The organism is Chryseobacterium urinae (assembly GCF_030518295.1).
Lineage (GTDB): Bacteria > Bacteroidota > Bacteroidia > Flavobacteriales > Weeksellaceae > Chryseobacterium > Chryseobacterium mucoviscidosis.
In genome coordinates, this window is the sequence record NZ_JAULSJ010000014.1 from 41,736 (window position 1) to 56,685 (window position 14,950).

Here is a 14,950-nt window from a genome sequence, read left to right on the forward strand (position 1 = left end):
AAACATTCTGTTCTATCATTAAATTGTACTTTTCCCACGAAATTTTTCAGTAGAAGATTTCTGTTTATTCATATCAATTATAATGTTTAAATTTGTACAAAACCTAAATTTATGTCAACAGTAGAAACAGTAAAAGACTCACAATATTTCATTGATCTTGAAGACCGACACGGAGCCCACAACTACCACCCTCTTCCGGTTGTTTTAGATAAGGGAGAAGGTGTTTTTGTCTGGGATGTGGAAGGAAAGAAATACTACGATTTCCTTTCTGCGTATTCTGCTGTGAACCAAGGTCATTCTCATCCGAAAATTGTAGGAGCATTAGTTGAGCAGGCTCAGAAACTTGCTTTAACGTCAAGAGCTTTTTACAATTCAAAACTGGGAGAATACGAAAAAAAGATCACTACCTTATTTGGTTTTGATAAAGTTTTACCGATGAATTCCGGTGCTGAAGCAGTGGAAACAGCAGTAAAATTAGCAAGAAAATGGAGCTACGAAGTAAAAGGAATTTCTGAAAATGCTGCAAAAATCGTAGTTTGTGAAAATAATTTTCACGGAAGAACCACAACAATTGTTTCGTTCTCCAATGATCCTGATGCGAACCAGAATTACGGTCCGTTTACGCCCGGATTTATTAAAATTCCTTACAACGATCTTGAAGCTTTAAAAGAAGTTTTGAACAGAGAAGCAGAAAGTATTGCAGCATTTCTGGTTGAGCCTATTCAGGGTGAAGCCGGAGTATATGTTCCGAATGACGGATTTTTAAAAAATGCTTCTGAATTGTGTAAAAAGCATAATGTTCTTTTTATTGCCGATGAAGTTCAGACAGGAATTGCAAGAACAGGAAAATTAATCGCCTGTCATCACGAAGATGTACAACCTGATATTTTAATTTTAGGAAAGGCTCTTTCCGGCGGAATGTATCCTGTTTCAGCAGTTTTGGCGGATAATGAGATCATGAATGTGATTAAACCGGGACAACATGGTTCTACGTTCGGAGGAAATCCGATTGCGTGTGCAGTAGCTGTTGCAGCTTTAGATGTTGTAGAAGAAGAAAAGCTTTCTGAAAGAGCGGAAGAACTGGGAAAATTATTCCGTTCCGAAGTTGAAAAAATTATTGAAAAAACAGACCTCATCACAAAAGTTAGAGGAAAAGGTTTGCTGAATGCCATTTTAATTAACGATACTCCGGAAAGTTCCACTGCATGGAATCTTTGTCTGAAGTTAAAAGAAAACGGACTGCTTGCAAAACCTACCCACGGAAATATTATCCGATTGGCTCCGCCTTTGGTGATTACAGAAGAGCAATTGCTGGATTGCGTAAAAATTATTGAGAAAACTATTTTAGAATAGACCTGTTTTGGTAGAAATTATTATTCCGATATACAAAAAAACACCTGATGCAGATGATCTGATTTCGATAAATCAGGCATTCCATGTTTTAAAAAATCACAAAATTACGTTTATTCACCCCAAAAGTTTGGATGTGAGCAACTATGAAAAGTTCACATCCAGTTTTTTGGCTTTTGATGATGTTTACTTTAAAAATATCCACGGCTACAACCGTCTTATGCTGAGTGTAGATTTCTACAACAGTTTTTCAGAAAAATATTTACTGATTTACCAGACCGACTGTTTCGTGTTTAAAGACGAGCTACTGGATTGGTGTAATAAAGATTTTGATTATATTGGCGCTCCCTGGATCAGAAGTTCTGAGAAGATCTCTTTGATCAAACTGATTTCAGACCGGGGTTTGGCAAAATTAAAAGCTTTAATCAACTTCAAAGGCAACGGAAAATCGCAGAAAGACAAATCTTTACTGTATAATGCAGTCGGAAACGGAGGTTTATCTTTAAGAAAGCGCGAAAAATTTATCGAAGTATTAAAAAATCTTTCAGATGTTAAAGATGTTTATCTGAAGAAAGAAAATATAAGTGAATTTTATGCTGAGGATGTATTTTTCAGTGTAGAACCGGAAAGAAACGACATTAGATTTTATAAGCCTGATTATAAAGAAGCATGCGGATTTTCTATTGAAAACAAACAGCAGAAAGCATTGGAAATTAATCACGGAAAGCTTCCTTTTGGCTGTCACCGATGGAACAAAGAACGAGAATTCTGGAAACCCTACTTTTCTAAAGCAGGATATTCTATATAAACGATGGATAACTTTAAAGATAAAAGTATCATATTAGCAGTTCCGGATCATTTCGGACTTCCTCAGGTTTTTAAAGAAAATCTTGAGTTTTTGGGCTTTACAGTCTATCTGGTGAAGCACGATAATTCCAAGATCAAACTTAAAACCAAAGATTCTCTTATTCACCTTTATAAAAAGACGTTCAGTAAGAATAAAACTCATAAAGCCAGAATCACTGCACTGGAAAAAGAAAGTCCGCAAATTATTTTTCTTAACGGAATTGAATCCGCAGATTATGCTTTAGTAATAAGACCGGATCTTTTCAGTGAAAAGGTTCTTCAAAAAATCAAATCTAAAAGCAAATATACTGTTGGTTATCAATGGGATGGAATGCAAAGATTTCCATTGGCCGAAAAAACCATACAGTATTTTGATACTTTCTTTGTTTTTGACAGTAATGATGTAAAAAAATATGCTAATGTACAACATATTAACAATTTTTACTTTGACTATCTGCATTCCGAAGAAGCAATTCAACAGGATGTATTTTTTGTGGGAACATTTATGAGAGACCGAATTAATGAGCTATTACAATTGTCTTTAATTTTTAAAAAGATTGGTCTTACAAACAGCATCAATATCATCTGTAATAAATCAAAATATTATAAAAAATACGCCGAATTTCCCGTACATTTTAAAAAATCAGGAATGGATTTTAAAGACAGTATCCTTAATACGCAACAATCCAACGTGATATTAGATTTTCAGAATTCAATGCACAACGGAGTCTCCTTCAGGGTTTTTGAAGCGGTCGGATATCAGAAAAAACTGATTACCAACAATCCTTTGGTGAAAAATTATGATTTTTATAATCCTAATAATATATTTGTATTCTCGAATGAAAATATTCATGAGGCAGAACATTTTTTAAAACAGGATTTCGTGGAACTTCCCAATGAAATCAGAGAAAAATATTCTTTCACTGAGTGGATAAAGCATATTCTGAATAGTAATTAAAAAAGATTTATTTGAAAACTTCTGTAGCGGTTTGTACCTATAACGGTGAAAAATTTTTACAACAACAAATTGATTCCATTCTGAATCAGACTCATTCTGTTGATGAAATCATCGTATGCGATGACGGATCGACTGATGCTACAGTAGAAATACTAAATTCTTACAAAGAAAAATATCCCGAACTATTTCAGATTTACATCAACGAAAAAAATTTAAGAAGTGTAAAAAACTTTGAAAAGGCAATTTCGTTGTGTACCCACGAAATTATCTTTCTTAGCGATCAGGACGATATCTGGGTTGAAAATAAAGTCGAAAAATATCTGAATTATTTTGAAAACCATCCTGAAATAGAAGTCATTGCTTCTAATGGTTTTGGGATTGATGATGATGGAAAGCTTTTGGACGTAATCACCATTTGGGATGTTATAGGTTTCATGAAGGCAAAAAATATTAAGATTGACTTTTTTGAGATTATAAGTTTTTCGGGAAATATCGCAACCGGTGCAACAATGGCAATTAAAAAAGATTTTGTAAAAAAAACAATTCCTTTTCCTATTGTTCCGGAGTTTCACCATGATGAATGGATTGCATTAATAGCAGCTTCTGAAAATAAATTCGATTTTATTGATGATAAAATGTTTTACTACAGGCAGCATCAAAGTCAACAGGTCGGAGGTGTATTTTTTGATAATAACGAAAGAAAGAAAAATACGCTATTGCGATTTTTCAGTCTGGATTTTAATGTACAGACTTTTTCAAATTATAAACATCTGCTAAAAAGAATTGCCAATTCATATCAGAAGCATAAACATATTCTGGAAGAATCTCAGATTCATCATGATATTTTCAGTAAAAACCTGGATCTTTTCAAGAGTCTTTACTACAAATACAAAAAGAAAATGAAAAAGAAATATCCGGTTCGCTTTTTTATTTTAAATATTGTCGATAAAATAAAAAATAAAAGACAGCTTGAAAAGTAAAATAAAAAGGCTACAGCAATCTGTAACCTTTTATTTTTTAATTTCTGTCATATTCATCCTCAAGCCTCACAATATCGTCCTCGCCGAAATACGTTCCGGTCTGTACTTCAATAAATACAACCGGCTTATCCGAGAGATTCATTATTCTGTGTTTCGCACCAAGAGGTATAAAAATACTTTCACCGTAAGATAAACTGATCTCCTTATCATCCAGAACGATGGTCGCATTACCTTCAATGATCGTCCACTGTTCCTGTCTTTTATGATGATATTGGTAAGATAATTTCTGCCCCGGATTTACTTCTATTCTTTTCAGCTTATAATGTGGCTCATCCGCTAAAACATAATATTTTCCCCAAGGTCTTTCTCCGATTTCTAGCATATCTGTCTAATAATTTTTAGCGAATGTAGTCAAAATATTTTTTCAATACCAAAAGTGATATTAAATTTTCAACATTTTTATCATTAAACTGTGCTCTGTATTCTTTGGCATTTCTGATTATTTCCAGAGCTTCATTTTCATGATCGATGTAATACTGAAGCTTTTCCTCAAGATTTTCATAATTCTCATCAATCCCGATAAAATGTACATCTGGCTTTAAAGTTCCTTCCATATACCATGTTTCCATCTTTAAAGGCGGCGAAACGGCAATAGAATTAGAAGACATGATCCATTTTAAATTCGTGGCAACATCATTTCCTTCAAGGCTTAAAATAAATTTACTTTTTAAATGCTCCCCGATCGAAATCTTAGGTTTTATCCATTCCTTGTTTCCGTTTTTGTTTACCTGTCCCAGATCACAAAGCGGATTGTTAAAATACTTTTCATAAAATCTTTTTCGGTGCTCCTGATGAACTGCCGCTCTGCCGATCATAATATTTTTCTTTTCAGAAAAATTCAGACTGTCCTTTACAGAGACGAAATGTCTTGCTTTGTCCAGATTCAGTAAAATATTGTTTTCATTATTTCCGTGAATAGGACGGCTTTTCGTGATTTTGGGAAAATCAAGGATGGTATTAACATCACCAAATGCAAAATCTATTTTTAAATCCTTTGGAAAATATCTTGCATACTCATAAGTATCAAAATAGTAGGCTTTCGGAGTTTTAGGCTTCAAAAGATCTGCGATTGTAGTTCCGGAATGATTTACTTGGGTTTCCGATGAAATTTTGTTGTAGTAGTCTACTCTTCTTTCAACTGTTGTAAGCTGTTCTTTGGAAACGGTTTTATAGAGATCATCAATCTTTTTTTCGAAAGATTTTACTGGAAATAATCCTCTTGCAAATCCCTGAATATAAAAAGATAACTTATTCTGTTTTTTAACTTGTGCCATGGTGAATTTAAAACTCCACAAAAATACAGCATTATATCTGTTATTTTTCGAAAAGGAAATTATTTTAATTGATTTTTACACTTAGAAAATTAAATCGTTCAAATAGATGATTAAAATTAGTTTATCGCAAATAAATGTACCTTTTTATATTAGTTTAAGTAAATTTGCAAAAATTTTTATTTAAAATGGACAAAGTAAGAGTACGTTTTGCTCCAAGTCCTACGGGACCTTTACATTTAGGAGGCGTAAGAACCGCATTATACGATTATCTTTTTGCTAAAAACCAGGGAGGTGAATTTGTATTGAGAATTGAAGATACAGACACCGCAAGATACGTTGAAGGAGCAGAAGAATACATTGAAGAAGCCCTTGAATGGTGCGGAATTATTGCCGATGAAAGCCCGAAAAAAGGAGGAAAATTCGCTCCGTACAGACAATCTGAAAGAAGACATATTTACGATAAATATACAGAGCAGATCTTAAAAACAGATTATGCTTATATCGCTTTTGATACTGCTGAAGAACTGGACGCGATCCGTGCAGAATATGAGGCAAGAGGAGACGTTTTTTCTTATGACAATAAATCCAGAAACCGTTTGAGAAACAGTATTGCACTTTCTGAAGAGGAAGTTCAGAAATTGCTGGATGAAAAAACGCCATATGTCGTGAGATTCAAAATGCCGATCGACAGAACATTAAATCTTGTGGACATCATCAGAGGAAATTCGTCCGTGAATACCAATACTTTAGATGATAAAGTTCTGGTAAAAAATGACGGAATGCCGACTTATCATTTCGCCAACATCATCGATGACCACGAAATGGAAATTTCTCACGTTATCCGTGGTGAAGAATGGCTGCCTTCTTTAGGACTACACACTTTATTATATGAAGCAATGGGTTGGGAAGCGCCTCAGTTTGCCCATCTTTCTTTGATTTTAAAACCTGAAGGAAAAGGAAAACTAAGCAAAAGAGACGGCGATAAATTCGGATTCCCTGTATTTCCTTTAAATTTTACAGATCCTGCAACAGGAAATGTTTCCAAAGGATACAGAGAAAGCGGATATCTTCCTGAAGCATTCATCAATATGGTTGCACTTTTGGGCTGGTCTCCTGCAGACGATAAAGAAATTTTATCTCTGGATGAAATGGCAAAAGAATTTGATCTGAACAAAGTTCATAAAGCCGGAGCAAGATTCAGCAAGGAAAAAGCAGAATGGTTCAATCATCAGTACATCCAGAAAACTTCGGATGATGAATTATTGAATATTCTTAAAAATTCAGATTTAAATTTAACATTGTCAGACGACAAACTGTTAAAAGTGATTAAGCTGATGAAGGAAAGAGCTACTTTCCCGAAAGACATCTACGAAAACGGAAAATTTTTCTTCGAAGCACCCACTTCTTATGACGAAAAAGCATTTAAAAAAGCCTGGAATGATGAAACTTCGGCAATTTTAGGGGAATTGGCTTCAAATCTTGAAGGAGCTGATTTTAATGCTGAAAATCTTAAGCAGACGGTTCATGATTTCGCGGAAAATAAAGGTCTGGGAATGGGTAAAGTAATGATGCCTTTACGTTTGTCGTTGGTTGGAGAACTGAAAGGACCAGACGTTCCGGATATCATGGAACTTCTTGGAAAAGAGGAGACTATCTCCAGAATAAACAATGCTATCAATAATTTTAAATAGATTTTGATAATTTTTCATAAATTTGAAAGATTTAATTTACTTCAAGAATGGAATATTTAAGTTTCGAACTTCCTATAAAAGAATTAATGGACCAATACCAAACCTGTTCTTTAGTAGGAGAAGAAAGTGGTGTTGATGTAAAATTAGCATGTAGCCAGATCGAGGATAAAATCATAGAAAAGAAAAAAGAAATCTATGGAAATCTTACCCCTTGGCAAAGAGTACAACTTTCCCGTCATCCGGATCGTCCTTATACACTGGACTACATCCACGGAATGGTGGATAAAGGCAGTTTCTTAGAACTTCACGGAGACAGAAATTTCGCAGATGATCCTGCCATGATCGGTGGTTTAGCAACCTTGGACGGTCAGAAAGTAATGATCATCGGAACTCAGAAAGGAAGAACTACAAAAGAAAGACAGCACAGAAGATTCGGAATGCCGAATCCTGAAGGATACAGAAAAGCTTTGAGACTGATGAAGCTTGCAGAAAAATTCAGAATTCCTGTAATTACTCTGGTAGATACACCGGGAGCTTATCCTGGTCTTGAAGCGGAAGAAAGAGGGCAGGGAGAAGCAATTGCAAGAAACATTTTCGAAATGACAATGCTTAAAACTCCTATTTTCACCTATATTATTGGTGAAGGAGCGAGTGGCGGAGCTTTAGGAATTGGTGTAGGAAACAAAGTATATATGTTGGAAAACACATGGTATACGGTAATTGCACCAGAAAGCTGCTCATCCATCCTTTGGAGAAACTGGGATCATAAAGAAGATGCGGCAAACGCACTGAACCTGACTCCAAAAGATGCTTTAAGAGAAAAATTCATCGACGGAATTGTGGAAGAACCTCTTGGAGGAGCGCATTACGATCCGGAAACAACATATCTGAACCTTAAAAATTCAATATTGCAGAACATCAAAGCCTTTTCAAAATTCACTGGAAAAGAACTTGAAACCCAGAGACAGGAGAAATTCATTGCGATGGGGCAATTTAAAGGATAAAATAAAAACCGGTTAAGAAAATTTCTTAACCGGTTTTTCTAGCTCTTTTCTCTATTCAATTATTCACTCAGATTTAATTCAATCTCAATATCTTTATTAATCTTTTTCAGGGACGAATATTTGGCATCACAAACCATTGTGGTTAAAATATATTCTCCTTTTTCTACCAATAAAAAGTTTTGTCCGTTTGCCGGAACATCCAGATTGTAGTATTTTTTCCCATTGATCTTTACAATCAGATTACATTTAGACCTGTTTTTAATATTGATATACGCTTCCTTATCCATCGGATCATTATTAAAAAGATGGGTTAACATGGCTGCTGTCTTTTTGTTCTGTTCGCTTGCTCCGGTAGATTTTTTATTCGATCCGGCAACACTCGCGTAGTTTACGGTTCTTTCCGCTTTGGAAGCATTGGCAGCAATGGTTTTAGAATTGTTCAGGCTGTTGTTATCCAGAACCATCTGTTTTATTTTATCTTCACTTAAGGGTTTAATAGTTGGTTTGGCTTCAGGAGAATTTCCTGCCGTGATGATGGCAATCAGTTTTCTTTTGAAATAATCTGTTTTGGCGTGTCCGGGATTTTGTTTCAGGAATCCTGCAATCACTCTTGCTTCCGCAGTGGTTTCCGCATCACTTTCTGTATAGATGATGGCAGTTTCCTTTTCTACGATGCCTTTGGATTTCGTTTTTTTCTTTTTTTGCGAAAACCCGAGAGTGAAAATGCATAAAAATATGAGGAGAAATATTTTTTTCATTAAGTAAACATTTAAAAATTTATTAAATATACAAATAACGCAAAAAGTCATTTTTTAGTTTATCATTAAAATCATTATCTTTGCATCGCTTTAAAATTAAGCTAAAAATTAATACTAATCTTAAATAAAAAAAATAATAGATATTATGTCTTATACACCAGCTGCTGCAGACGTAGCAAAATTGAGAAACCAAACAGGTGCAGGTATGATGGACTGCAAAAAAGCTTTAGTTGAAGCTGAAGGAGATTTCGAAAAAGCGGTAGATATCCTTAGAAAAAAAGGACAGAAAGTTGCTGCTAACAGAGCTGACAGAGAGTCTACTGAAGGTGCAGTAATCGCTAGAGTAAACGAAGATAACACGTTAGGTGCTATTATCTCTTTAAATTGTGAGACTGACTTCGTAGGTAAAAACGAAGCTTTCATCGAATTAGCTTATGAATTGGCTGAAATGGCAATTTTTGCTGCTTCTAAAGAAGAATTATTGGCTACAGATTTCCACGGAATCACTGTTGCTGAAAAATTAATCGAGCAAACAGGTGTTATCGGTGAAAAAATCGAGATCGGTGCATTCGAAAGAATTACAGGTCCTTATTTAGGAGCTTACATCCACGCTGGAAACAAAATCGCTGCCATCACTTCTCTTTCTGCAAAAGTAGACGGAGCAGACGAAGTTGCAAAATCTGTTTCTATGCAGGCTGCTGCGATGAACCCAATCGCTCTAGATGAAACTTCTGTTTCTCAGGAAACCATCGATAAAGAATTAGAAATCGAAAGACACAAACTTGTAGAAGAAGGTAAACCTGCAAACATTATCGATAATATCCTTAAAGGTAAAATGCAGAGATTCTACAAAGACAACACTTTGGTACACCAGGATTTCATCAAAGACAGCAGCATGTCTGTTGCTGATTATGTGAAGTCTGTAAACGGAGATCTTAAAGTAACAGGATTTATCAGAATCAGCTTATAATCTTTTTAAGATTAAAAATATTGATCCCGGTGATTTTTTCATCGGGATTTTTTGTGCTTAAAAATAACAAAACCGTCTAAATATTAACCCATTATTAAATATTTAAAATTTACATCAAATGGAGTTATTTGGATAAAAATCATCATAAAAAATTGATTATTAATGCTTAGATTTGCAGCCCTTATTATTAGACATGAAAAAATTTCTATTAATCTTTTGCTCTTTTTTTTATTTAATTCTTAATGCCCAACTGGATACAGAACACTGGTTTGCGCCAATGTCGGCAAGTTCTCTTCAGGGTACTCCGGAATGCTACCTGTATTTATCCACCAATGAAACGACTCCGTTTTCGGTTCAGATTTACAACAACAATACGGTGTTTTCTACCGTTCAGGTGAGTAAAAACAATCCGGTACAGGTTACCATTCCGAGTAATTATATGATTGCCTCTACTCCATCCAATCTTTTTACACAGAGATCAATGGGATTACAGGTAAAAGGTTCTAAAAAATTCTTTGCCAACTTCAGATTTGCAGTTCCCAATCAGGCAGAAATCATCACTTCCAAAGGTTTGGCAGGAATCGGGAAAAACTTTTTCGTAAGCGCTGCCCCGAATACAACCGCAAAACCTTACGTTAATTCAACCATTGGATTTATTGCAACGGAAGACAACACTACCGTAACATTATCCGGTTACAATCCGAACGTTATTTTCTCTGACGGTACTTCATCACCCTCAAGAACTTTTACCATCAATAAAGGGAAATCATATATCATTGAAGCGCAAAGCGATTTATCCTCAAGCAATTTAACAGGATTAGTTGGCGCAAAAATTACGGCGAATAAACCTATTTCGGTAACCAACGGTAATTTCAACAGTATTTATACCACCCAAAACAACAGCAATGTGGATATTCTGATGGATCAGGCTGTTCCTGTGGAAAGATTAGGAAAAACATTTGCTTTGGTAAAAGGAAACGGACCTGCCAATTCCGGAATGGAAGCTGCTTTGGTGATCGCCACGGAAAATAATACCAAACTTACCGTAAACGGAAACCTTTTAGGAAGTGTTACACTGAATGCAGGACAATATTACATTGTTCAGGGAACCAGCTATATCAATCAGGGGAACGGACATTACAACATGAGTATTTCTGCCAATAATAATGTCTATGTTTATCAGCTTCTTGCAGGAACTTCAGGAAGTACGGTATATGCAACCGGAGGAATGAATTTCATCCCTCCTTTAAGCTGTTTTTTACCAAAAGAAATTAACGAAATCGGCTTTATCAATAAAATAGGAAGCAATTCTTTTGATACCAAACTTAATATCATTACCCAGACCGGAGCTAATGTAACGTTTAATGGAAGTGCCATCGGCGCGATCAGCGGACCTTATCCAGTAACGGGTAATCCGGGTTGGGTAACCTATTCTCTTCAGGGCGTTAACGGAAATGTCACGGTAAATTCCACCCTTCCTGTTACGGCAGGAATTGCTGCCGGAAACGGCGCGGTAGGTTACGGTGGATATTTTGCAGGGTTTTCATCTGTTCCGGCGATTACAAAAACCGGCGACTGCTACGCAGGAATTCTTTTACAGGTTGATAACAATTACGATACTTACCAATGGTTTTTAAACGGAAATCCAATTTCGGGAGCCACTTCTTTCTCAATCAATCCGGAATTATACGGAGCCGGAGATTATACCTGTTTAATTACAAAAAACAACTGCGAAACCAGATTAACAGGAGTTTACAGCTATACTTTATGTCCTCCGATTTCTACAACAACCTACAATATCGGGTCTTGTAACACAAAAGTGATTACTCCCGCGTTTACGAATTCTACACAGACCATCGTTCCATCGCTTACCAGTATCATTTCACCGCCAACATCGGGAACTGCTACGGTAAATCCAGCAACAGGACAAATTACTTATACCCCCAATCCTTCTGCAACAAATACTACTGATAATTTCATTTATTATGTTCAGGGAAATGGAAATCCTTTCGATTTTGAATATTTTAAAATCATTATTAATACAAATGTTTTACAGGTAAACAACGGTTCTTTAGCATCCTGTGCAGGAACCAACGGAAACGGAATTTATAATTTAACCACAGCTAACGTTTCTTCTGATCCGGGAGTGACGGTAACCTATTTTACCAATTCAAATTTAACCGGACAGATTACCAATCCTGCAACGTATTCCGGACCGGCAGGAACTGTTTATGCCAATGTGACTTCACAGTACGGTTGTTCAAAAACCGCTCAGATTACATTAGCTTTAAATGCTTTACCGAATGTTAATAATGTTTCTCTGGCTTCATGTACGGGAACAGGTGGAAACGGAACGTTCAATTTAACTTCAGCCAATATTTCTTCTGATCCGGGAATTACGGTAACGTATTTTACAAATTCAAATTTGACAGGACAAATTACCAACCCTGCAACCTATTCAGGTCCTTCAGGAATTGTTTATGCGAATGTGACTTCTGCAAACGGATGTTCCAAAACTGCTCAGATCACTTTAACGGTAAATTCTTTACCCAATACGAATAACGCAACTTTAACATCTTGTGCCGGAACCAACGGAAACGGAACGTTTAATTTAACTTCAGCCAACGTTTCTGCTGATCCGGGAGTTACAGTAACTTATTTTACCAATTCTAATTTAACCGGACAGATTACAAATCCTGCGAACTATTCGGGAGCTTCCGGAATTATTTATGCCAATGTAACTTCTGCGACAGGTTGTTCAAAAGCAGCTCAGATTACTTTAACGGTAAATCCTTTGCCTAATGTTACGAATGCCACTTTATCTTCGTGCGCAGGAACCAACGGAAACGGAACGTTTAATTTAACTTCAGCTAACGTTTCTTCTGATCCGGGAGTGACGGTAACCTATTTTACCAATTCAAATTTAACCGGACAGATTACAAACCCTGCGAATTATTCAGGACCGGCGGGAATTATTTATGCAAACATTACTTCTGCGAATGGATGCTCCAGACAGGCACAGATTACTTTAGCTTTAAATCCTTCTCCGAATGTTAATAATGTTTCTCTAGCTTCCTGTGCAGGAACAGGTGGAAACGGAATATTCAATTTAACTTCAGCCAACGTTTCTTCTGATCCGGGAGTTACGGTAACGTATTTTACGAATTCAAATTTGACAGGACAAATAACTAATCCTGCAACCTATTCAGGTCCATCAGGAATTATTTATGCGAACGTGACTTCTGCAAACGGATGTTCGAAAACCGCTCAGATCACTTTAACGGTAAATTCTTTACCCAACACGAATAACGCGACTTTAACGTCTTGCGCAGGAACCAACGGAAACGGAACTTTCAATTTAACTTCAGCTAACGTTTCTTCTGATCCGGGAGTTACAGTAACTTATTTTACCAATTCTAATTTAACCGGACAGATTGCAAATCCTGCGAATTATTCGGGAGCTTCTGGAATTATTTATGCAAATGTAACTTCCGCAGCAGGCTGTTCAAAAGCAGCTCAGATTACTTTAACGGTAAATCCTTTGCCCAATGTTACGAATGCCACTTTATCTTCGTGCGCAGGAACCAACGGAAACGGAACTTACAATCTGACTTCTGTAAATGTTTCTTCTGATCCGGGAGTTACGGTAACTTATTTTACCAATTCTAATTTAACCGGACAGATTGCAAACCCGGCGAATTATTCAGGACTGGCGGGAATTATTTATGCAAATATCACTTCTGCGAATGGATGTTCCAGACAGGCACAGATCACTTTAACAACCACTCCATCGCCAAATATCAATACGGCAAATTATAACGCCAGTCTTTGTGATGATAATTTTGACGGAATCGTTAACGTGAATTTTTCAACCGTAACCCCTCAGATTGTTACCAATACTGGGAATTTTACGGTAAGATATTATTTGAATCAGGCAGATGCAAATGCCGGAAATGGTAACACTCTGCCTGTAAACTGGACGTATACAGCAAATACAACCGTTTATGTAAGAGTAGATACAGCGGGAGGAAGCTGTCCTCCGGCTTTCGGGCAAATCAATTTTAAAATCGGAAATAAAATTACGTTGCTTACCAACGTCGTGAATATGGATATTTGCGATAATGATCTTAACGGTTCTGAAAACGTAAATCTTAATGACTATAAAAATTTATTTACCACTAATCCTGCCATTACTTTAACTTTTCATGCCACTTTAGCAGATGCTCAAAACGGTATTAATACAATTCCTGCAAACCAAACCATTACTTCGCCAAAAACGTTCTATGTAAGATTTGTAAGCGGAACTGAATGTCCGAATACAGGAATAATTAATGTAACGCTTAAATCGCCTAAAAAATCCAGTCAGCTTACTGACAAAGTGGTTTGTTCTACAGAAAAAGTGGTATTGGATCCGGGTGCGGAATTCAGTTCTTACACTTGGAGTACAGGAGCAACGACTCAGACCATTCTTGCCGGTGCGGGAACGTATTATGTAGATTTAGGTTTTAACGGTTGTGTTTACCGTCAGTTTGTTAATGTAACAACATCACAGGCTCCGACAATTACCAGCATCAACGTAACAGCTTCTAATGCGACTGTAAATGTTACAGGCGGAACTCCTCCTTATCAGTACTCGTTAAACGGAATAGATTATCAGACTTCCAATACATTTATGGGTCTTTCAAGAGGAATTCATACCGTTTATGTACTTGGAAAAGATGGCTGTTCACCTGTGATTAAGGAGTTTTTAATTGTAAATATTATCAATGCAATTACCCCGAACGGAGACGGCATCAATGATGTTCTCAATTACTCTGATCTGAAAATAAAACAAAACGTGTCGATTGAAATTTCTGACAGATATGGAGCTGCTGTTTATAAATCTACAGATAAAAGCTATATCTGGGACGGAAAATCAGGAGGGCGACCTCTTCCGACAGGAACTTACTGGTATATTTTAAAATGGATTGAACCCGATACAAAACTTCCGGTTTCTTATTCCGGATGGATTTTGATAAAAAACAGAGAATAACTTTTTTACTTTACACTATACCACTGA

General features: G+C 36.2%; 11 protein-coding genes. 8 read left to right on the top strand and 3 right to left on the bottom strand.

The annotated features are described in order from the left end of the window. The first annotated feature begins 111 nt into the window (after positions 1-111). Genes rocD through QWT87_RS10815 form a run of 4 tightly spaced genes read left to right on the top strand, consistent with a single transcriptional unit; the run spans position 112 to position 4,134 of the window. Complete coding sequence (gene rocD, locus QWT87_RS10800; protein WP_302716078.1) at positions 112-1,353, top strand: ornithine--oxo-acid transaminase; 1,242 nt, start codon at positions 112-114, stop codon at positions 1,351-1,353. A gap of 7 nt (positions 1,354-1,360) precedes the next feature. Continuing rightward, on the top strand, positions 1,361-2,158 hold the full coding sequence (locus tag QWT87_RS10805; protein WP_302716080.1) for a DUF5672 family protein: 798 nt from the start codon (positions 1,361-1,363) through the stop codon (positions 2,156-2,158). Between the two features lie 3 nt (positions 2,159-2,161). Next, positions 2,162-3,154 carry a CgeB family protein gene (locus QWT87_RS10810; RefSeq protein ID WP_302716081.1) on the top strand — a complete coding sequence of 331 codons (993 nt, stop codon included), beginning with the start codon at positions 2,162-2,164 and terminating at the stop codon, positions 3,152-3,154. Between the two features lie 11 nt (positions 3,155-3,165). Then, positions 3,166-4,134 (top strand): glycosyltransferase family 2 protein, encoded by a 969-nt coding sequence (locus QWT87_RS10815; RefSeq protein WP_302716082.1) that lies wholly within the window; start codon positions 3,166-3,168, stop codon positions 4,132-4,134. 37 nt (positions 4,135-4,171) lie between these two features. Here the strand turns inward: QWT87_RS10815 and QWT87_RS10820 are convergent, their stop codons facing one another. Next, positions 4,172-4,516, bottom strand: coding sequence for a phosphomannose isomerase type II C-terminal cupin domain (locus QWT87_RS10820; protein ID WP_076390574.1), 345 nt, complete (start codon positions 4,514-4,516; stop codon positions 4,172-4,174). Positions 4,517-4,532: 16 nt separating this feature from the next. Beyond that, positions 4,533-5,468 carry a glycosyl transferase family 90 gene (locus tag QWT87_RS10825; protein ID WP_302716084.1) on the bottom strand — a complete coding sequence of 312 codons (936 nt, stop codon included), beginning with the start codon at positions 5,466-5,468 and terminating at the stop codon, positions 4,533-4,535. Positions 5,469-5,653: 185 nt separating this feature from the next. On the opposite strand from QWT87_RS10825, the gene gltX reads away from it, so the two are divergent. After that, a complete protein-coding gene (gltX, locus tag QWT87_RS10830; RefSeq protein WP_302716085.1) occupies positions 5,654-7,159 on the top strand; it encodes a glutamate--tRNA ligase in 1,506 nt (501 codons plus the stop codon). Between the two features lie 47 nt (positions 7,160-7,206). Beyond that, the gene (locus QWT87_RS10835) at positions 7,207-8,163 is read left to right on the top strand and encodes an acetyl-CoA carboxylase carboxyltransferase subunit alpha (RefSeq protein WP_076390571.1); all 957 of its coding nucleotides are present in this window, start codon (positions 7,207-7,209) and stop codon (positions 8,161-8,163) included. Between the two features lie 59 nt (positions 8,164-8,222). Here QWT87_RS10835 and QWT87_RS10840 read toward each other — a convergent pair whose 3' ends face one another. Then, the gene (locus QWT87_RS10840) at positions 8,223-8,921 is read right to left on the bottom strand and encodes a DUF6759 domain-containing protein (RefSeq protein WP_302716088.1); all 699 of its coding nucleotides are present in this window, start codon (positions 8,919-8,921) and stop codon (positions 8,223-8,225) included. A 145-nt stretch (positions 8,922-9,066) separates the two neighbouring features. Here QWT87_RS10840 and tsf point away from each other — a divergent pair, with 145 nt between their 5' ends. Beyond that, the gene (gene tsf / locus QWT87_RS10845; RefSeq protein WP_302716090.1) at positions 9,067-9,891 is read left to right on the top strand and encodes a translation elongation factor Ts; all 825 of its coding nucleotides are present in this window, start codon (positions 9,067-9,069) and stop codon (positions 9,889-9,891) included. Between the two features lie 193 nt (positions 9,892-10,084). Next, positions 10,085-14,923: a T9SS type B sorting domain-containing protein gene (locus tag QWT87_RS10850; RefSeq protein WP_302716092.1), complete on the top strand. Its 4,839-nt coding sequence runs from the start codon at positions 10,085-10,087 to the stop codon at positions 14,921-14,923. The last annotated feature ends 27 nt before the right edge of the window (positions 14,924-14,950 follow it).